Below are 20004 nucleotides of genomic sequence, written 5' to 3' on the forward strand. Positions count from 1 at the left end.
TTATTTAAGTGTGCCCAAAATCGTTCATATTTTGAATAGAAAAAAAGACATGGGCCTTGACCTAAGACCACATGTCTGAAAAATCGATTTAATTTCGGAATCGGCAGTGAACACCAACACTATATCAATTTCAAATCTCTCAGTTCATAGTAAATCCCGCTGTGATTATTATCTTCTTTTGTAATATACTTAGCATTTTGCTTTGCGATAGTTAAACCGTTACGCATAGCAATGGGATTATCAACATGCTTAAACATCGGTATATCATTATTACCATCACCGAAAGCGTAAGTTGGGATTCCTTCGAGGCCAGCATGCTCGATCAAACTTATGATGCCACCAGCCTTTGACACGCCTTTTAATACAACGTCTAATCCTCGTGGATTATTACGATAGAATGTAAGATCTCTTCCAAAAATTTCTTCATAACCTTTTTGATGATCATCTTCCCCAACTGGGGTGTATACAAATGAAAAATTGATATCATGATTTTTATAATAATCAGGGTCAATTATTTTTTTTAATCCTAAGGCTTTATAATTCTCGTCAACTAGCTTGTTGTCTCCGCTTACAGCACAGCCAACATTATTATAAAATGCTACTTCTTCGTTAAAATGACTTGCATAGGCCACTAGGTTTGTATTAATCTGCTCTGGTATGACTTGAACATCTATGGGTTTTCCTTCGAGCACGACATAGCTACCATTTGCGGTAATAAATGAATCAAACTTACCTGCTTCGATCGTATCGCTGATTTCAAACTGGTTGCGACCTGTAGCAATTATTGGTAGAATATCGTTTTCCCTCAGTAGGTCCAGTGCGAGTAAATTTCGATCTGACACATGCTTATCATCGTCGAACAGCGTACCGTCTAAGTCGAAAAATACCGCTCCTTTATAACTACTGCTCATAATGTCATCCCCTTCTGGTTGAGATTTAATGCTAACCATTTTCGAAATAACACACCATATATGAGTGCTCTTTCTGTCTATGTTTTAGCATGAAAATTAACTTTATACACTTAAAAAGCTCATTTTCGAAATCTTTTCCAGTAAAATTTTGTTCATGTCCTAAATACAATTATGTTTGTAAAACCACTTTAATTCTATAATTCAATACTATATGTATCAAGTTTATCCAATCAAGTGGTAGAATTATCCTAATAAAAATCAAGGAGGCTAACGGATGATTGATCTCACAAACGGGAGACCAATGAAAGTTATTTTCTTGTATACGATTCCTTTATTGTTGGGAAACTTTTTCCAGCAATTTTATAGTTTTATTGACACTTTGATTGTTGGTAAAACTATTAGTGTTGATGCTCTTGCCAGTGTTGGTGCAACCGGTGGACTAACTGCTTTAGTTATCGGTTTTGCTCAAGGTATTACTAGTGGTCTTGCGATACTTACCGCCAGACGTTACGGTGCTGGCGATACTCAAGGTGTTACTAAGAGCTTTGCTTCCGGAATCATTATTTCTTTGTTCATCACGATCGTGTTCACTGTGATTGCTGTTCTGATTGCATATCCACTACTAGTCGTAATGCAGACACCTAAAGAGTTGATCCACGACTCATTTATCTTTCTAGAAATAATCTTTGCAGGAATTTTTTCTTTTGTTGGTTTTGATTTTCTTGGAAATACTATGAGAGCTTTGGGAAACACTAGAGTCCCACTCTTCTTCCTATTAATAAGTACCGTCCTGAATATTGGATTGGAACTTATCTTTATCTTAGTATTTCATCTAGGAGTTGCCGGAGCTGCTTTAGCTACGATAACTGCTCAAACTATTACTTTCGTAATACTTTATTTTTACATTCGTGTCAAAATTCCTTATTTGATCCTGAGTCGTAGTGATTTCCGGATCGATAAAAAGGAAATAAAAGAATTACTTTCAATCAGTTTACCAATGGGATTTCAATCATCCATCATTGCTATCGGAGCAATTATCCTTCAATTTATGCTTAATACACTTGGTGCCAGTGCGGTTGCTGCATATACCGTTGCCGGTAGAATTGAACAGATTGCCACCCTACCAGCAATGAGTTTTGGTATTTCCTTGGTAAATTACACAGCTCAAAACTTTGGAGCAAAGAAGTATTCCAGAATTTTGAAAGGTGTTAAGGAAGGTATCATTTTGTCAGTCGGATCAAGTTTAACAATTGGTGCACTGCTTATCTTGTTCGGAAAAAATATTTCTCAACTTTTCATGAACGGTGCGCAACCACATATTCTTAACCTGATTCAACTGTACTACAACTTCAACGGATCCATGTACTTTATTCTGTCAATTCTATTTATTGTTAGATATACACTACAAGGATTGGGCAACCAAAAAGCTCCAACTATTGCTGGTATCGCTGAATTATTGATGAGAATCTTTGCTAGTGTTGTTTTGATAAAAGCTTTCGGATTTCTTGGTGCAGCTATGGCCAACCCACTGGCTTGGATCGGTTCGACATTAGTCTTGATCAGTACTTGGAATATTGAGATCAAACAACTTCGTAATCAAAGAAATATGTTGCACGATCGTGCTTTGGAAATTGATGCTAAAAATGATGATTAGATTTTAGATGGAAAAACATCCAGTCAGTTGGCTGGATGTTTTTTTGTGTTTGTATTTGTTTTTTGATGGTTTTGGTTTAGGTCTGATGCTGTTCACTCTGGATTTGATATTGTTCACTCTAGAGTTGCTTCCTTTTACTCTAGAATCGTTTCTTTTTACTCTAGCTTAGCGGAAACGCTAAAAACAAAACTGCTCCCTATACATAGCTACGCTACTGGCCTCGCCCACTTCGTGTGCAATTCCAGTACCTAGGCTATGACCGGGAGCAAAGCGTTTTGTTTTTGGCTCTATCCGAAACGCCAACACAAAGGCAGAAGCCTATACATAGCTACGACATGCGGCCTCGCCGACTTCGTCGTCAATTCCGTTCCCTAGGCTATGACGGGCTTCTATCGCCTTTGCTTATGGCTCTTATAAGTACTTCGCGCACTCATAAATAGCATCTTCACTTGCTGCGGCTTTTCCTACTAAGTTCAAGAATGCGTGGCCCATTCCGCCGTATCTGATGAAGGTGACATCTCCGCCTGCTGTTCCTACTTCTTCGGCGAATGCTTCATCTTGCAATCTGAATGGATCGTACTCTCCTGTAAGGATAACTACTTTCTTGAATAGTGTTGGATCAGCGTACAATGGTGAAATTATTGGTGATGTTATATCGATATTTTCGTCTTCGATATAAAACTTGGTCATTGTTCTATCTAATTGTTTGAACAACAGATAGCTACTGTGTAACACATGTCTTTGGTCCGGTATGATCGAGATTCGTTTGTCATCCCACATTGGACCATCTAAGTCTGAACCATGAACTACTGTTGGGTAGAACAATAATTGCTGCTCTACGTTACAGATTCCCATATGATATGCCATTTGGCTAACGCCCAGTGCCATTGATGCTCCTGCTGAATCTCCTGCCAGTGTGATGTGATGTCTCTCTTTTGCTACTCGAGATATCACAGCCAGGCAATCCAGTAACCCGTATGGATATGGATGTTCTGGACATAGGCCATAATCGATACTATAAATGACTCCTTCAAATTTAGTTGCCAGAAGTCGTAGCGGAATCAATGAATCTTCGGCACTTCCGCCATAATATGCGCCACCATGAATATAAATCAGTGCTTTGTCGGCTTTCTCATAACCATCCTTATAAATTCTTAGAAAACGCACGTGTCTTCCTAATTGATGTGTAATTTTACTGTCGACATGTATTCCTGGATAATTCATTTCAGGGATCCCCACTGGATCTGTGCCTGAACGTAATACTGATAGATCTCCAGATAGAACTGGATCATCTCCCAATTGCTCCAAATCTTTCAGAGTATATGGGTCATAAGTATGAGCATCAAGTCGATCCTTGATTATCATTCTAACGTCTCTTAAATGAGGAACCTCGACTGGTCCAATATGTTGAAGTCTACTTAATTCATTTACGTAGTCATTTGAAATCATAATCAATATCTCCTTTTTTATGCCATTGATTCATCAATTTCATCGTTATCTGTTTCTTCATCAGCAACTGCTTTTTCATTCAGTCTGTAGAAGCTCAAAATGATAACGATCAATACTGCTAAGATTATTGGCAACCAGATGAAATTAACATTGATAGCGGATAATGCTTTAGCCGATTGTGTCTTCGCTGTTGAAGCAAATCCACCCCATGTTAAGATCCAACCTGATAATGCTCCACCAAGTCCCATACCGATTTTTGCTCCGACGACGGGAACTGATGATAGGAATCCTGGCTCTTCAATATGTAACTCTGTTCTGGCGTACTCTACGGTGTCGGCAATCATAATAAATGCTAATGTGAAAACTGAACCCATGGCCATCATTGAGATTCCGTTTCCGACGAACAACATTACTAAACTACTTGTTTGTTCACCGATCAGCATGAACAATGAACCAATTATGAAGACGACTAATGCACCATCCATGACGTTACGATTCTTAAATTTCTTCGATAAGAAAGGAACTGCTAGGTTTCCAGGTACGGCAAAAATTGTCATACCTAAGAAGTAACCTACGATGTCTGGACGTTTGACGATGTAATCAATGAAGAAAACACCTGATCCTAAACGAACTACCCAAAATGTTTGAACTGCAATGAAACTAATTGTTAGAACTACCCATGGTTTATTCTTGAATGCATACTTGAATGATTGTCCAACGGATAGATGCTGTTTAATTTCTGTCTTCTTTTGGTCTTCAGCATCTTCGACTTCGATAGGAAGTTCTTTCAAGTTTGCGAAAGCTAAAATAAAGCTGACTGCAATTACTACTCCGACGATTGCACCCCAAATCAAGAATCCGACTTTGTTGTTGTTGGCTCCGAGGAAGTGAACCATTGGAATTGTGATTGCTCCAATAACTGCTGTACCTGTGTTTGTCAAAACCATTCTGGCTGATGCAAGATTTGCACGCTCGTCAGGATCTTTTGTCAAACTTGGCAAAATTGCAGTGATTGGTGTATTGGCTCCGGAATAAACTAAACTAAATGCTGTATAAATGATACTGATCCAGACCATTTGGAAAACTTTATTTCCACCAAAGCTTGGATTACAGAATAAGAGGAATGCTAATACACCCAGTGGAATACCGAACCACAGGAAATATGGTCTAGCCTTCCCATATTTAGAATGTGTATGGTCGATCAAGAAACCAAAGAACATCCCATCAAATGCATCGATAAAACGAACGACTAAGAACAAAGTTCCTACGAATGCGGCTGATATGTCAAGAACGGTCGTATAGTAGAACAAAAGATATAGACCAACCATTTGCCAGATCAAATTTCCGGCCATATCAGTTAAGCCATAGAAACCACGCTGTTTCCAAAGGTGTGCTTTACTCATAATGATATTACCCCCAGATAAAGATTAATTTGATACATAAATTGTTATAGTCATATATGAACTGTAATCATTATAAGTTGAAGACTATAACAATTATTTCTAACAATTTAAAATAATATTTATAAAAAGTGAGCAATGATGTGATACCATTGGATTTGTCGATATGAAACCGCTTTAATTTTTTTAATAAAATATAGGCAAATAACTCCCCAAGAAGCCTTGATAGAAGTACAATTAAAACGATTACAAAAGTTTAACGTTATTTTCGTAAATCACCGGAACAAAAAGAAAGGGTTTGCGCATGCGCAAACCCTTATTCATATTCACAACATTCCCCTTGTAGAGAGGTTCAAATATAAACTTGTGAATAATAATTATATTTTTCAAAAATATTTATTGCGTAAAATGCGATAAACTTTGTAAATAAATCTGATATTCTTTGTTTTGAAGAAGCTATTATTTAATAATTAGGTTATAGGAGGTATCTTTAATGGACTATGAAAAAATTGCAGATGTTATCATCTCTGCAGTCGGTAAAAATAACTTCATAGCCGCATCTCATTGTGCGACTAGAATTCGCCTCATAGTAAAAAATGTATCGAAGATCAATCAAACTAAACTCGATGACAATCCCGATATTAAAGGTACAGTTTACATCGATGGCCAATACCAAATCATTATTGGACCTGGTCACGTTGACCATGTTTACAGTCTGTTGATTGCCAAGACTCATCTAAAAGAAATGACACCCGATGAGATCAAAAAGATCAAAGTGGACGATAAGAAATCAAATCCTTTCGTTCAATTTATCAAATTAATGGCAGATATCTTCATTCCAGTAATTCCAGCAATCGTTGCTGGTGGTTTATTGATTTCACTATACACAATTTTGACTACGCCACACCTGTTCGGTAGTGCCTCAGTCGTACAAAACTTCCCTCAAATAAGAGGTCTCGTAGGACTAATGCAATTACTAGGTATGACACCATATGTCTTCTTACCGGCTCTAATTGGCTATACAGCTACTAAACGATTCGGTGGAACTCCATATCTTGGTGCCCTGATAGGTATGGCAATGATCATGCCACATATCATCAGTGGTGGTGGTTTGAATTTGGCTCTTGATGCTGGTAGATCAACGTATGCTCAAATTTTTGGCACACCACTCAAATCTATCAATTACCAAGGTCAAGTTTTCCCAGCCATCGTAATTTCTTGGTTGTTGTCAATTTTTGAAAAGTATCTAAAGAAATATATGCCATCCTCGATGAACTATATATTCACTCCTCTACTGACATTGTTTACGATGGGAACATTTGCATTCGTTGCTGTCGGTCCACTTATTACTTATCTATCAAACGTGATCCTAGCAGGAGCTGTTTTCCTATACAATTTCTCAGGATTCCTTGGCTCAGCAGTACTGGGAGCATTGTACCCACTTTTGGTAATAACCGGATTGCAACAAAGTTTGCCGGCAATCGAGACCCAAATACTATCCAATCATAGTTTAGGTGGAGACTTTATTTTCCCGATCGTTACCGTCGCAAACCTAGCCCAAGCTGGAGCTTGTCTGGCTGTCTTATTTACTTCTAAAAATAAAAAACAACGTGGTGTAGCTTCTTCAGCTGGATTCTCAGCTCTAATGGGAATCACAGAACCCGCAATTTTTGGAGTAAATTTGAAACTAAGATATCCATTCTACTGTGGAATGATTGCCTCAGGAATCGCCGGAATCTTCATCGGAATTTATGATGTAGTCGGCCAAACACTAGGTGTCACAGGAATTATTGGATTCTTATCCGTATCATCAGGAGATTACTTACCATTCATAGCTACATCCCTATTGAGTATCGTCTTAGGATTCTCGATCACATTAGTTTATGGAAAATCCGTTGCACTCAACAAGAAGAAAACTTTCAAAGAAGTTGCTACTTCAATGCTAGGTACAGAAACTTTGACAACACCTGTATCTGGAAATGTGATCAACCTAACTGATACAAATGACGAAGTATTTTCATCCGAATTGATGGGAAAAGGTGCTGCAATCGAGCCAACCGACGACAACGTTTATGCTGTCGCAGACGGAACAATTACTGTTGCCTATCCTACCAAGCATGCTTACGGATTGAAGACCAAGAATGGTGCCGAAGTGCTAGTCCACTTGGGAATCAATACAGTTAACTTGCAAGGAAAATACTTCACATCTAACGTCAAACAAGGTGATGAGGTGAAGCAAGGTGATCTGCTGGGAACATTCGATTTAGATCAGATCAAGAAAGAAGGATACGATCCAACTGTAATGGTCGTCATTACGAACACCGCATCCTACTCCAATATTGAAAAAACTAATGAGGAAGTTGCGAAAGGCAATACAATTTTGCAACTCACTACACCAGAAGCTGGTGATCCTAGTTTAGTCAGTGCTTAATACTTACGAAAATAACCTGTTCAAAATTAATTCTGAACAGGTTATTTTTTTGTGTAATTTTTTAATATGCGAGAAATCTTGTTATCAGTTCCTAAAATGATAAATAGTGCCACACTAATAATCAATATCGACCAGTAGACTATTGGCGACATAGTTTTTACGTAAATCTGACTTCCGATAAAAATGAAAATAAATAAAAGTACGATATTGGATGCGATTTTCAAAATTATACCTCATTCAGTATTATTTACTAATTGAAGAATACACTTAATCATCCATTAATCCAAAAATGTATTTTTATTAATTGACATCATTTTGCTTATAAAAAAAGAATGACTAATGTCATTCTTTTATCAAATTATGTTTATCAAGATAGTCATGTGCAACTGTCTTGGCTTTTTTGTGTTGGAAAGTAACTTGATAGTTCATCTTCTGCATATCTTTGACAGATATTTTTCCAGATAACTTATTTAGTGCTTTCTTCAATCCTGGATGTTCCTTGATTGCTTTGTCAGTAACCAAAGGTGCACCTTGATACGGTGGGAAGAAACTCTTGTTATCTTTCAAAACGACCAAATGATATTTTTGAACTTGTGGATCAGTCGTATAGCCGTCGACCAAATTGACTTTTCCATTGGCGATAGCTTTGTATCGAATACTTGGTTGCATCGTATTGACGTTTCCAAAGTCCAAATTATACGCTTTCTTGATACCTTGATAACCATCTTTTTGGTTGTAAAAGTCTATATCGAATCCAGCTTTAACTTGATCTTGAACAGCAGCTAAATCTTGAATTGTTTTCAAGTTGTATTTCTTAGCAAACTCTTTCGTCACGACCAATGCATATCCATTTTGATATTCCATTGGAGAAAGATAATCCAAATTATCCTGTTTTTTTAGCATCGATTTACCTTGTTTATAAATCTTATCAGGATTATGTCCGTAATTTTGAACTTTGACCAACGACTCCATAACCGTTCCTGTGAATTCAGGATAAACGTCTATTTGACCGGATTTCAAAGCTTTATACAGAAAGTTGGTCGTACCAAAATTAGGTTTGATTTCAACTTTCTGTTTGGGATTTTCTTCTTGAATCAAATCTTTATACATATTGATCAAAATTTCTGGCTCAGATCCCATTTTACCGGCGATAGTTATCGTTGAGAGTGGCTTGCTGACGACAGAGTATATTCCCCATCCACCAAACAAAACGATGATTCCAGCAAGGACGATCATGATTTTTTTGAAAGATAATTTTCCTAGAAATCTAATCAATGCTGAAAATACCAAGGCTAGTAGAGCTGACAAAATTGCACCGATAAGTAGCAAGGCATTATTATTGGTTTCAATACCCAGTAAGATATAAGTACCTAGACCACCTGCACCGATCAAGGCTGCCAATGTAGCTGTACCAATAATCAATACCATGGCGATTCTCAGTCCTGAAACTATCAATGGCATTGCTAATGGCAACTCGATTTTTATTAATTTATGCCATTTTGACAACCCGAATGCGTCAGCAGCCTCTTCCAAACTGGCATCAATTGAAGTAAAGCCTGAATAGGTATTTTGGAAAATCGGCATAACCGCGTATACGACTAATGCAATAACAGCGGGAACTGTACCGATACCCACGATTGGTATCAAAATACCCAACAATGCCAAACTTGGAATGGTTTGGAAAACACTGGTTATTTGTAACACTATCTCTGCTGCCTTTTTATATCTACGAAGCCAAATTGCCAAAGGAATCGCAATTACTGCAGCAATCAATAGTGAAATCAACGAAATACTAAGATGCTGACCTAATGAATTTAAAATATCTTTATGTTGAGTCTGGAGGATGTTCACAAAATTATTCATTTGCAACCTCCTTATTTTCGATGAAGTCTAAAACGTCATCAATTGTTAATAGATAATTGGCATCGTGAAAAACAATTCTGACTTGTTTGTGCTCACGGACTGCACTAATTAGTGCCGGCAATTCATCTTCAAAGCTGACCCTGAAAACATCATCTGAATCTTCAGATTTATGTCCGTATCCTTGGATAATTACTTTTCCAGCGGTAGCAGCTTCAGTCTCCTGTTCACCTTTAAAAAAGCTCTTAACAAAGTCATTTGCTGGCTGATTGAGTATCTCCTCTTGGGTTCCGACTTGTTGCAGTTCTCCTTGATTGATGATTGCAATTCGCGTTCCCAATCGTAATGCTTCACGCATATCGTGAGTAACAAAAACGATGGTCATATTATATTTGGCTTTGGCATGCAATTCCAAAACAATATCCTGCAGCTGCTTTCTAGAAATCGGATCCAAAGCACTGAAGGCCTCATCCATCAAAATAATATTGGGATTCGTAGCCAACGCTCGTGTGATACCAACACGTTGTTGCTCACCACCAGATAATTCATCTGGCATCCGTTCAGCGTATTTATCAGGTTCGAGCCCTACTTGCTCGAGAAGATCTCTTGCCCTTTCAATTCGCTCTTCTTTTGGAACCTTCAACTCTTCCAACTGAATTACGATATTATCTTGAATATTTAAATTAGGAAACAAAGCAATATTCTGCAAAACGTAACCAGTTCCAAGTCTCAACTTGCGTAAATCATAGTCGTTAATATCTTTACCATCAATTTTGATAGTACCAGACGTTGGCTTAATCAATTGATTTATCATTTTCACAGAAGTAGTTTTCCCACTACCACTTGGACCAACTAGAACATAAAGTTCACCAGCGTTGATAGTTAGATTGAGATCTTTTAGCACAGTTTGATCACCATAAACCTTGGTAACATCCTTAAATTCAATCATAATTTCCCCTCGAAAATAGGCTCATTATTTAAATAACTATAATTATTATTTGGTTATTTAATAGTAACACAATCAATCTCTCTTCATCGATTGCCTGCTTGAAACATTTTTTTACAATTAGATATATACTTTAATCTTGATACAAATAAAAATACATAATTTAAATTAAGAATTTTAACGAAATTCATTTATAAAATTAGGAGTTAAGTATGGTCGACGATACCGACATAGAAATATTGAAACACTTGAACAGGAACAGCCGCATCAAAAACAAACGATTAGCCGAACTAGTCCATTTAACTGCACCGGCTGTGGCAGCGCGAATCGACAACTTAGTCGAATCTGGAGTGATCAAGAAATATACGCTTGAGGTCGATACCTCAAAGCTAGATTTCGATAGACAAGTTTTTATTCAGGTTGCGATTACTAACTTTAACCACGAAGACTATCTCAAGTTTATTAAGACCAAACGTAATTTGATCAGGCATCATTACAAAACCTCTGGTGACATGAATTATCTTATCGAATGCAGTTTTCACACGACTAACGACTTGAACGATTTCCTGGATAATCTAGATAAATATGCTAACTACCGAGTCATCGATATTATTTCTCAATTGATTTAAAAAATGGAATGCAAATTAATTATGCATTCCATTTTTGTTATCTAAATACAGGTTTACTATTTCGATATTGAATATCATCAACACCATCCAAAACATTCGCATAACGTGCTGCGGCAAAGAAATAATCTGATAATCTGTTGATAAATTTCAGAACTTCATCATTGATCGGTTCTTCTTGCAATAGTGCAACAATATTTCTTTCTGCGCGTCGAGTCACAGTTCTTGCTAAGTGTAATGATGAAGCAGTCTTTGAGCCACCAGGTAAAATAAACTTTTGAATCTTAGGTACCTTTTCAGAATATTCATCAATTTTCTTTTCTAACCAGTCAGCATACTTGTGGTCTTCAGTAAAAATAAACTCATGCTTAGTATCGTTTTGAGATATTGCTAAATCCGTTCCACAATCAAATAACAATTGCTGAATTTCTGTCAATTCTGGAGCAAATACTGCTGTCTTATCGCTCAAATTTGCAATTATCACACCGACCAAGGAGTTCAATTCATCAACTGAACCATATGATTCGATACGTTTATCAGACTTGTATAAAACATCATTTCCAATAATTCTTGTTTTTCCTTTGTCACCGGTTCTAGTATAAATTTTCATATGCGAACTCCTCATTCCATTTTTATATAACTAATATTCTTAATTTATATAATATTAACATATCATTCATTTACTATATTTAGTATCAAATCGTCATTTAGAAAATTGGCAAACTCTGTTAATTGGTTTGTCTCCACTGTTAAGTCAATACTTGAAATGTCAAAAATATCTGAAACACCAGCATTATGAAGAAAATCATGTGCTCTTTCGATATCGGAATCGGTTTTTGAAAGATCTATTTTACTAGCAATACCTACAACTGGTTTAGTAAACATCTTCGTAAAGCCGTTCGGAAATACCGAAAATGTATCAGTCACTGACTGAAGCAATATAACAATGTCAGAATTATTTGCAGTAACATTTAATGCGGCATACATTCGACGGTTTTCAAGAAATTCGCCCGGTGAATCAATCAAATGGTTATAAACTTCAACCGGATCAAATTTGTGTACGATCGATTCTAAATCAATCAATTGATTTTTCAATGTGGTTTTTCCACTTCCAACTGCACCTACAATAAAAGCTTTTTTCATCATTCCACCCCAAAGTTTTTAATTGCCTTCATTATTAAATAAATCGTATTTAACTTTAAAACCGTTAAAAATTTTGATCCAACGCTTACCTAGTAAGAATAATAGTACTGCTGTAAATGCAGCATGAGTGACATCGAATGGAAAACTTGCAGCAACTGATACAAAAATACTCTTAATCGTTATAGGCTGAACGAATCCTAATATATAGTAAATATCCATAATCCAACCAAATAGGAATCCTGCAACAAATCCCCATGTAACTAACAACAATCTAGAAATATTTTTATTTGCGCAGAGTCCTGATATCAAGCCAATCAATCCCAAGGCTATCATCTGCCATGGGGTCCATGCACCTTGTCCAAAATACATGTTAGAAGCTAGTGCAATTATCGACCCCATCAAAAACCCTGTTTCAGGACCACTTACAACTGCTCCCAAAATCAAAATGAACAACTCTGGTTTAACCGATGGTATCGCAGCAAAGGCCACACGTCCTGCAACGGCCAAGGCACTAATAATGGCGATGAACACGACTTCTCGGGAATTTTTGTGACTACCTTCAAAACGGACAAAATAAATTCCTAATATGGCGGCGAGTAACACAAATGAAAGCAGTAAGTAATTCTTGCTTCCAAAAGCTGCCAGTAATAGTAAAACGATTAACGATGTAACCAAAAGATAGACTATTCTACGATTCATTCTGATTGATGTCCTCCCATAGCAGTGCTTGCGGATAGAATTCCCTGACAGCCTTATTTATTTCTGTTGTGTAAAAATATTTATCTGGAAAGAATTCTCGTGGATGTTCGAACTCACTCAGTTTTCCATCGAACATCAAAGACACGTAATCGAGATATTTTGAAGCAAATAATACATCGTGAGTATTAACAAAAATCGTCCCACCATTTGCTCGAAATTTATTTAATTTCTCAGCTAACTTGACCTTCATATTTGGGTCTAATCCCTTTGAAGGCTCATCCAAAAATAAAATCTGTGGATTCTTGATAAAGCCAATTGCCAATGCTAAATACTCTTGCTGGCCACCGCTCAAATCGTATGGACTTTTATTGGAGACCTTATCTAACTGGTAGTCTGCCAATATAGCGGTAATTTTATCTTCGTCATACGAGATACTTTCCTGTTCCAGCTGATAACTGATTTCATCATGAACGGTATCTGCCACAAACAATAGCGAAGGATCCTGTGGTAAAACGAAAACATCCTGGTAAAAATCATTACCCAATTTATTCAACTTAGTCCCATTCAATTTAACGGAGCCAGATTGAAGCTTCAATTGTTTAGTCATCAGCCTCAACAGCGTGGTCTTCCCGACCCCATTGGGTCCCAAAATTCCATAAGCTATGCTCTTATCTAACTGAAAGCTTACTGAATCAACGATATTTCGTTCATTAAAATCAAATCGGAATGATACATTATGAACATTTAAAATACTTTTAGACTGTTCATCACTAATTTCTCTTGATTCATGATAGTAAAATTCACTTCGTTGATTCTGAATCAATTTATTCAATTCTTGATTCGTCAGTGGGAGCCTCTCATGAATGTCCATTCCTTGTTCCAAATAAAAGCGGTCGATTTGGGGAAGATAATTTCTCAGATCCACCTTATCAAAAAGTTTTCTCAAACCAATGTCGACTGTTTCGTTCATCCTGATTGTTCCTGAACCTATAACAACTAATCTGTTGGCATAGAACACTGCGTGTTCTATCGTATGTTCAACTAATAAAACAGTAATGTTCAAATCTTGATTGATCTTTTGAATCATGCGCATGAACTTCTCTGAGGTTACTGGATCCAATTGTGAAGTCGGTTCATCCAACAATAAAATTTGGGGATTAAGAATTAAGGCAGATGCTAAATTTATCAGCTGCTTTTGACCACCAGATAATTCATTTCCCCCAAGATCCATCAAATCAGTGATATCAAAATAACTTGCAATTTCGGCAATTTTCGAATGGATCTGTTCATTATTTAACCCTTGATTTTCTAGGACAAAATGAAATTCATCCCGAGCACTTTCAGTTACCATTTGGTTATCAACAAACTGTGAAATATATGCTATGTCACTAAACTGTTCTCGTGGCTGTTCTCCAAAAATTGATAGTTCACCGCTTGTAACTTTTCCAAGTGCTAACTCTGGTTTTAACTGCTTTAGCAGTGTACTTTTACCACTACCGGTATCACCGATCATTAATGCAAAGTCACCTTTATCAATCGAAAGATTTACATTATTTAACGAAATTTCTTGGCTATTTGAATATTTGAAACTGTAGTTTTGGAAGCGAATAATTTCCACCATAAATAATGTATTCCTCCGATCATTAATGGATAAATCACTGTGACACTGCAAATCAATGTCGTCGCAATAATCATGGTACTAAACTGTATATTTACATTGGCAGAACCGAAATTGATACGACCAACATGTTTGATCAACATCACAATGTTGAAAATCAAACTTATCATAAAAATAGTTCTAGCAAAATAATCACTTCGCCTATTTATCTGATGTGCTCGCAGCCGATGTTGGGACCCGTATCCTTTAGTCTGAAGTACATCTGACATATTCATAAAGTTAGCGATTGATTTATTCAAAACAATCTCACTTAAAAACATGCTTTGTTTTGATAATTCAACTAGATTAGTTTTACGTTCAGCATTATTGTTTCGAAATTTATAAAGAAGCTTGACCTTATTAAAGATATCGACAATTTTAGGAATAAATTTAACGGTTAAAATAAAAATGATGGCTATACTTCTAAAGAATTTAGACAATAAATCAAAAATTATTTTGGTATGCGTCATTGCATCGTAAATATAAAATGACCACAATATGTTTAGAAATGAAACGCCTAACACCGTCCCGTTCAGGACTGATTCTGAGGTGACTTTCAAGAATGGAATTTGAAATACTATTTGACTTCCTCTTTGATTAATAACTACATTGAAAGCAAAAGTCAGTATAAAAATAATAATGGAAAATTTTAGGAAGTTAACAAACTTATCACCACGAATAAAACGTGCAGTAATTACAAGTACTACAAATAAACATCCCGAAATTATTGGATTATTGTAGATCAACGAAATAAAAATCACATCAAATACGTAAAATAAAATCGTCAAATTATTTACACTGAAGTTGAAATTCCTTATAAGCTTACTCATCAATTTATCACTCAATTTTAAAAATATAGATTAATTATAACAATATAATCTTCGACCCGAGCATTCAAATCCTTATCCATTAATTATAAATACAATGTTAAAATGATATTCGGAGTTCAAATCAAGGGGGAAATCATGAAAAAAATAACTTCAATTATTGTTGCCTTACTGCTTCTAATTGGTATCGCAGCACCTGCCACAAATGCACAAGCAAAGAGTGCAAATAATTCTAAAATCAAAGTGACTTACACTTTGAAGAACAACAAGAAACAAATTGGTAAGAAAACAATTACTTTAAAGAAGAATCAATCAGTTATGAAAGGTCTAAAAAAAGGCTGGAAGGTTGATGAAAAAGGTGGTTTCGTCAGCGCCATCGACGGTCATAAGCAAAATGACAAAAAGAAAATCTATTGGACATTCACAGTGAACAAAAAACAAGTTAACGTTGGTGCCAATAAGAAGAAACTACATAATAAAGACAAAGTTGAATTTAAACTTTCAAAATATTCAGCAAATTAAAGAAATAGGTCCCCATATGAATGCAGGTAAAACTGTATTACATATGAGGACCTTTTTTAATTTTGATTTATCCATTCTTTCAATGCGACACCAGTACGAGAATTGGGTACATCGATTGATTTTTTCGGTATTCCACTATATTGGATCTTACCACCATAACGTCCAGCATCAGGTCCGACATCTATCAACCAATCTGCTTGACCAATAACTGACAAATTATGTTCAATGATAATTAATGAATTACCTGCTGAAACCAATTCATTGAATAATTGGATCAACAACATCGTATCTTTCAAATGCAAGCCAGCCGTTGGCTCATCAAGTAAATATATGGTTCCCTTTTTACCAAGCTCAACTGCCAACTTCAACCGTTGAAGTTCACCACCAGACAAAGTAGTCAATGGCTGTGCCAAGGTTAAATAACCTAATCCCACACGGTCTAAATTACGCAATTTGCCGGACAATTTTTTAGTATCACTAAAAAATTCGACTGCATCTTTAACTGAAAGTTGTAAAACCTCAGCAATATTTTTATCCTTGTAATAATATTTCAATGCCTCATCACTATAACGTTTACCATGACAAAGTTCGCAAGTTTGCACTACAGGATCCATAAACGCCATATTAGTGATCGTAACACCCTTTCCTTTACATCTAGGGCAGGCACCTCTTCCGTTATAACTAAATAAACTTGTTCCGACTCGATTGTTATTATCACTAAATAATTTTCGAATATCGTCAAGTAATCCCAAATAAGTCGCTGGTGTAGAACGTATATTGATTCCAACCGGAGCTTGGGCAAGATCGATATAATCACCTTTTAAATTGGATTTTAGCGCTGTGACCAACGAAGACTTACCGGAACCAGCAACTCCAGAAATAACTGTCATAATCCCCAATGGCACATCAACATCAACATCTTTTAAATTGTTCTCAGTGATATTTCTTAATTTCAAATAATCTTTTGGAGCTCTATCTTGGCCCCATTCATGCTTACGTCTTAGCCATTTACCAGTCAATGAATCTGAATCTAACAACTCTTGATATGTACCGGTAAATGTAACAGTTCCACCAGCATTCCCAGCCAGTGGTCCCATCTCAACTACATAATCCGCAAAGTCGATCATTGCAGGATTATGTTCCACTACCAAAATTGTGTTTCCTTTTTCTTTCAACTTGGTCAAAGCTTGTTTGATCAACTTAATATCATGCGGATGGAGTCCAACACTAGGTTCATCCAAAATATAGACCATATCAACCAGAGCACTCGTAAGATATTTCGCGATTTTTATTCGTTGTGCCTCACCGCCTGAAAGTGAACTAGTACCTCGATCAAGTGTCAAATAACCTAGTCCGATATCGATCAATGATTGAATTTTCGTGGAAAGCTCACGAACAACATCGTTAGCAAGCGTTTCTGTAATTCCATTCAAAAACTTCAGTACGTGGCTTAGATCCATTGAAGTTACTTCGGCGATGTTTTTGCCATTGATATGATTAGTCAATACTTCCGGTTTCAAGCGAGTTCCATGACAAGTTGGACATGGTTTGCGTGTAACGATTTCAGCAATTGCCTCTCGATGATGTTCAGCTTCTTTTTTACCAATGACAGAACGACGGATTCTAGGAATTACTCCTTCGTACAAAGCAGTCTTTGGAAAACCTTCACCAGGATGAGATAACTTCTGTTGTGGTGCATTCATCAGCAAATCATATTCTTCATCAGTGTAATCCTTGACCGGCTTGTCATTATCAAATAGACCACTAGTGGCATATCTCTTCCAACGCCATGTATCGGGGCCGAAACTAACAAAAGTTATGGCACCTTGGTTCAATGATTTTTCAGGATCAATCAATTTTGATTCATCAATATCATCGACATATCCCAAACCTTGGCAATCAGGGCACATCCCTTGAGGCAAGTTGAATGAAAAACTATCCGAATAGCCGATGAATGGCTTACCTATTCTAGAGAAAAGTAATCTTATCAACGAATAAATTCCTGTATATGTTGCCAAAGTCGAACGAGCATTCTTGCCCAATCGTTTCTGCTCAATAACAATCGCCACTGGTAAATGTTCAATATCTTGAACATGTGGCTGACCAAATTTAGGTAAATATTGTTGAGTAAAACTTGGAAAAGTCTCGTTTAACTCACGACGAGAAGCGGCTGCAATCGTATCAAAAACGAGTGAGGATTTACCTGATCCGGATAAACCTACAAAAACAGTTGTTTGGTACTTTGGAACCTTCAGACTTACGTGTTGAAGGTTATTTTGTGTTGCATCTTGAATATCAATATATCCCTTTGAAAATATAGGTTGCATAATTACTCCCCTTTCCAAAATACTGTTCAAAACGTTGCCAAATAAGCATAGCATACTCTAAAATCGAATGCACGTTCGTATTAAAATGTCTAAAAAAATAACGACCACTTATTTCAAAATGATCGTTATTTCTATAATTATTTAGGTAAGACATTAATTATGTATAGCAATAATATAAAGACGAAAAATAGTATATACATCGTCAAATTAACTTCTTTACGTCTGCCTGCTGCCATCATTGTTAATGGATATGCAATGAAACCAAATGCGATTCCGTAAGAAATATTATATGTCAAAGGCATTCCGACAATAGTTAAGAAAGCCGGCATAGCAATTTCGAATTTTTCCCAATGAATACCTTTCATCGATTGTGCCATCAAAATACCAACGATGATCAAGACGGGCGCAGTAACGTTAGTTGTTACGACTGACAATAGCGGTGAGAAGAACATTGCAATTGCAAACAATACTCCGACAGTCAACGAAGTCAAACCCGTTCTACCACCGATTGCGATACCTGCTGAAGACTCAACGTAAGCAGCTGTAGGAGTTGTTCCCATAAATGCACCACCAAGCATTGAAACGGAATCAGCCATCAAAGCACGTCCAATACGAGGCATTTTGTTATTCTTCATAAATCCAGCTTGCTCCGCTAAACCAATCATAGTACCAGCAGTATCAAAGAAGGCGACTAATAGGAAAATCAGCACGACCGCCCATAATTGAGGTTGCTGGATATCAGGCAAGTGAGCCACGCTGACACCGAAAGTTGGTTTCATGCTTGGAATACTTGAAATTACGTGAGTTGGTAATGGAATAAGTTTCGTTACCAATCCCAAAATAGTTGTTAAAATCATACCAATAAAAATTGATCCAGGAACTTTTCTTGCCATTAAACCACCTGTTACGACTAGTCCAAAGATAGTCAGCCAAGTAGTAGGAACGGTAAAGGATCCCATTGTTACTAATGTTGATTTACTTGCAGTGATCAAGCCACCACCTTGCAATCCAACGAATGCAATAAAGATACCGATACCTGCTGCTACCGCTAGTTTCAAGTCATGCGGTATCGCATCAATAACAATTTCACGAATCTTCAATAATGAGATTATCAAGAAAATCACACTTGATACTAAAACTCCGGCCATTGCAGTTTGCCATGGAATACCCATCGCCAGCACGACAGAATAAGTAAAAAATGCATTATCTCCAAGTCCAGGAGCAATTGCGATTGGATAATTGGCAAGTAACGCCATCAATACTGAACCCAAAATTGCTGAAAGAGCAGTGGCTGTAAATACAGCACCCTTGTCCATTCCAGCTTCCCCTAAAACTTGTGGATTAACGAACAAAATATATGCCATAGAAACGAAAGTAGTGATCCCAGCTAAAATTTCGCGTCTAACATTAGTTTTTGCTTCTTCAAGATGAAATAAGCGTTCAATGAAGCTTAGATTCTTCTTATTGTTTGGTAAATCCAAAATTATTCGCCCCTTAATATTACTATTTGAATATCTTCAGTATCGCAAATTAATGTATCTTTTACAAGTAA

General features: G+C 36.6%; 16 protein-coding genes. 4 read left to right on the forward strand and 12 right to left on the reverse strand.

Going from position 1 to position 20004, the window contains the following annotated elements; all coding sequences use genetic code 11:
- Positions 1 to 119 precede the first annotated feature (119 nt).
- A complete protein-coding gene (locus EKM63_RS10450) occupies positions 120 to 911 on the reverse strand; it encodes a Cof-type HAD-IIB family hydrolase (RefSeq protein WP_164504957.1) in 792 nt (263 codons plus the stop codon).
- Between the two features lie 274 nt (positions 912 to 1185).
- On the opposite strand from EKM63_RS10450, the gene EKM63_RS10455 reads away from it, so the two are divergent.
- Complete coding sequence (locus EKM63_RS10455) at positions 1186 to 2565, forward strand: MATE family efflux transporter (protein WP_125706414.1); 1380 nt, start codon at positions 1186 to 1188, stop codon at positions 2563 to 2565.
- A gap of 411 nt (positions 2566 to 2976) precedes the next feature.
- On the opposite strand, the gene EKM63_RS10460 is transcribed toward EKM63_RS10455, so the two are convergent.
- Both EKM63_RS10460 and EKM63_RS10465 read right to left on the reverse strand, forming a co-directional pair.
- Positions 2977 to 4014: an alpha/beta hydrolase fold domain-containing protein gene (locus EKM63_RS10460; RefSeq protein ID WP_125706416.1), complete on the reverse strand. Its 1038-nt coding sequence runs from the start codon at positions 4012 to 4014 to the stop codon at positions 2977 to 2979.
- 17 nt (positions 4015 to 4031) lie between these two features.
- Entirely contained in the window at positions 4032 to 5417 is a 1386-nt protein-coding gene (locus tag EKM63_RS10465; RefSeq protein WP_125706418.1) for an MFS transporter, read from the reverse strand.
- A 490-nt stretch (positions 5418 to 5907) separates the two neighbouring features.
- On the opposite strand from EKM63_RS10465, the gene EKM63_RS10470 reads away from it, so the two are divergent.
- Complete coding sequence (locus tag EKM63_RS10470) at positions 5908 to 7845, forward strand: glucose PTS transporter subunit IIA (protein WP_125706420.1); 1938 nt, start codon at positions 5908 to 5910, stop codon at positions 7843 to 7845.
- A 342-nt stretch (positions 7846 to 8187) separates the two neighbouring features.
- Here the strand turns inward: EKM63_RS10470 and EKM63_RS10475 are convergent, their stop codons facing one another.
- Together EKM63_RS10475 and EKM63_RS10480 are read right to left on the reverse strand one after the other, a co-directional pair.
- Positions 8188 to 9708: an ABC transporter permease/substrate-binding protein gene (locus EKM63_RS10475; protein WP_125706422.1), complete on the reverse strand. Its 1521-nt coding sequence runs from the start codon at positions 9706 to 9708 to the stop codon at positions 8188 to 8190.
- Positions 9701 to 10654: an ABC transporter ATP-binding protein gene (locus tag EKM63_RS10480; protein WP_125706424.1), complete on the reverse strand. Its 954-nt coding sequence runs from the start codon at positions 10652 to 10654 to the stop codon at positions 9701 to 9703. Before EKM63_RS10480 ends, EKM63_RS10475 begins: the two co-directional genes overlap by 8 nt.
- A 209-nt stretch (positions 10655 to 10863) precedes the next feature.
- On the opposite strand from EKM63_RS10480, the gene EKM63_RS10485 reads away from it, so the two are divergent.
- On the forward strand, positions 10864 to 11280 hold the full coding sequence (locus EKM63_RS10485; protein WP_125706426.1) for an Lrp/AsnC family transcriptional regulator: 417 nt from the start codon (positions 10864 to 10866) through the stop codon (positions 11278 to 11280).
- 37 nt (positions 11281 to 11317) lie between these two features.
- On the opposite strand, the gene EKM63_RS10490 is transcribed toward EKM63_RS10485, so the two are convergent.
- The 5 genes from EKM63_RS10490 to EKM63_RS10510 all read right to left on the reverse strand — a co-directional run bounded on the left by EKM63_RS10490 (position 11318) and on the right by EKM63_RS10510 (position 15606).
- Positions 11318 to 11887, reverse strand: a complete 570-nt coding sequence (locus EKM63_RS10490) for a cob(I)yrinic acid a,c-diamide adenosyltransferase (protein ID WP_125706428.1) — start codon at positions 11885 to 11887, stop codon at positions 11318 to 11320.
- A gap of 62 nt (positions 11888 to 11949) precedes the next feature.
- Positions 11950 to 12420: a EutP/PduV family microcompartment system protein gene (locus EKM63_RS10495; protein ID WP_164504958.1), complete on the reverse strand. Its 471-nt coding sequence runs from the start codon at positions 12418 to 12420 to the stop codon at positions 11950 to 11952.
- Positions 12421 to 12438: 18 nt separating this feature from the next.
- Entirely contained in the window at positions 12439 to 13119 is a 681-nt protein-coding gene (locus EKM63_RS10500; RefSeq protein ID WP_125706432.1) for an ECF transporter S component, read from the reverse strand.
- Complete coding sequence (locus EKM63_RS10505) at positions 13109 to 14740, reverse strand: ABC transporter ATP-binding protein (RefSeq protein WP_125706434.1); 1632 nt, start codon at positions 14738 to 14740, stop codon at positions 13109 to 13111. The genes EKM63_RS10500 and EKM63_RS10505 overlap by 11 nt, the downstream gene beginning before the upstream one ends.
- Positions 14674 to 15606 carry an energy-coupling factor transporter transmembrane component T gene (locus EKM63_RS10510; RefSeq protein WP_125706436.1) on the reverse strand — a complete coding sequence of 311 codons (933 nt, stop codon included), beginning with the start codon at positions 15604 to 15606 and terminating at the stop codon, positions 14674 to 14676. Before EKM63_RS10510 ends, EKM63_RS10505 begins: the two co-directional genes overlap by 67 nt.
- 135 nt (positions 15607 to 15741) lie before the next feature.
- On the opposite strand from EKM63_RS10510, the gene EKM63_RS10515 reads away from it, so the two are divergent.
- Positions 15742 to 16125 (forward strand): DUF4430 domain-containing protein, encoded by a 384-nt coding sequence (locus EKM63_RS10515; RefSeq protein WP_125706438.1) that lies wholly within the window; start codon positions 15742 to 15744, stop codon positions 16123 to 16125.
- A gap of 56 nt (positions 16126 to 16181) precedes the next feature.
- Here EKM63_RS10515 and EKM63_RS10520 read toward each other — a convergent pair whose 3' ends face one another.
- Together EKM63_RS10520 and EKM63_RS10525 are read right to left on the reverse strand one after the other, a co-directional pair.
- Positions 16182 to 18452, reverse strand: a complete 2271-nt coding sequence (locus EKM63_RS10520; protein WP_125706440.1) for an ATP-binding cassette domain-containing protein — start codon at positions 18450 to 18452, stop codon at positions 16182 to 16184.
- A gap of 137 nt (positions 18453 to 18589) precedes the next feature.
- Positions 18590 to 19933, reverse strand: a complete 1344-nt coding sequence (locus EKM63_RS10525) for an NCS2 family permease (protein ID WP_125706442.1) — start codon at positions 19931 to 19933, stop codon at positions 18590 to 18592.
- Positions 19934 to 20004 lie beyond the last annotated feature (71 nt).

The sequence above is a fragment of the Companilactobacillus mishanensis genome (assembly GCF_003946505.1).
Lineage (GTDB): Bacteria > Bacillota > Bacilli > Lactobacillales > Lactobacillaceae > Companilactobacillus > Companilactobacillus mishanensis.

Excerpts from the sequence above, each read along its gene's own strand:
- EKM63_RS10515 (WP_125706438.1), top strand. The coding sequence starts at position 15,742 with ATGAAAAAAATAACTTCAATTATTGTTGCCTTACTGCTTCTAATTGGT.
- EKM63_RS10520 (WP_125706440.1), bottom strand. The coding sequence starts at position 18,452 with ATGCAACCTATATTTTCAAAGGGATATATTGATATTCAAGATGCAACA.
- EKM63_RS10490 (WP_125706428.1), bottom strand. The coding sequence starts at position 11,887 with ATGAAAATTTATACTAGAACCGGTGACAAAGGAAAAACAAGAATTATT.
- EKM63_RS10500 (WP_125706432.1), bottom strand. The coding sequence starts at position 13,119 with ATGAATCGTAGAATAGTCTATCTTTTGGTTACATCGTTAATCGTTTTA.
- EKM63_RS10495 (WP_164504958.1), bottom strand. The coding sequence starts at position 12,420 with ATGAAAAAAGCTTTTATTGTAGGTGCAGTTGGAAGTGGAAAAACCACA.
- EKM63_RS10465 (WP_125706418.1), bottom strand. The coding sequence starts at position 5,417 with ATGAGTAAAGCACACCTTTGGAAACAGCGTGGTTTCTATGGCTTAACT.
- EKM63_RS10475 (WP_125706422.1), bottom strand. The coding sequence starts at position 9,708 with ATGAATAATTTTGTGAACATCCTCCAGACTCAACATAAAGATATTTTA.
- EKM63_RS10505 (WP_125706434.1), bottom strand. The coding sequence starts at position 14,740 with ATGGTGGAAATTATTCGCTTCCAAAACTACAGTTTCAAATATTCAAAT.
- EKM63_RS10480 (WP_125706424.1), bottom strand. The coding sequence starts at position 10,654 with ATGATTGAATTTAAGGATGTTACCAAGGTTTATGGTGATCAAACTGTG.
- EKM63_RS10485 (WP_125706426.1), top strand. The coding sequence starts at position 10,864 with ATGGTCGACGATACCGACATAGAAATATTGAAACACTTGAACAGGAAC.
- EKM63_RS10455 (WP_125706414.1), top strand. The coding sequence starts at position 1,186 with ATGATTGATCTCACAAACGGGAGACCAATGAAAGTTATTTTCTTGTAT.
- EKM63_RS10510 (WP_125706436.1), bottom strand. The coding sequence starts at position 15,606 with ATGAGTAAGCTTATAAGGAATTTCAACTTCAGTGTAAATAATTTGACG.
- EKM63_RS10450 (WP_164504957.1), bottom strand. The coding sequence starts at position 911 with ATGAGCAGTAGTTATAAAGGAGCGGTATTTTTCGACTTAGACGGTACG.
- EKM63_RS10460 (WP_125706416.1), bottom strand. The coding sequence starts at position 4,014 with ATGATTTCAAATGACTACGTAAATGAATTAAGTAGACTTCAACATATT.
- EKM63_RS10470 (WP_125706420.1), top strand. The coding sequence starts at position 5,908 with ATGGACTATGAAAAAATTGCAGATGTTATCATCTCTGCAGTCGGTAAA.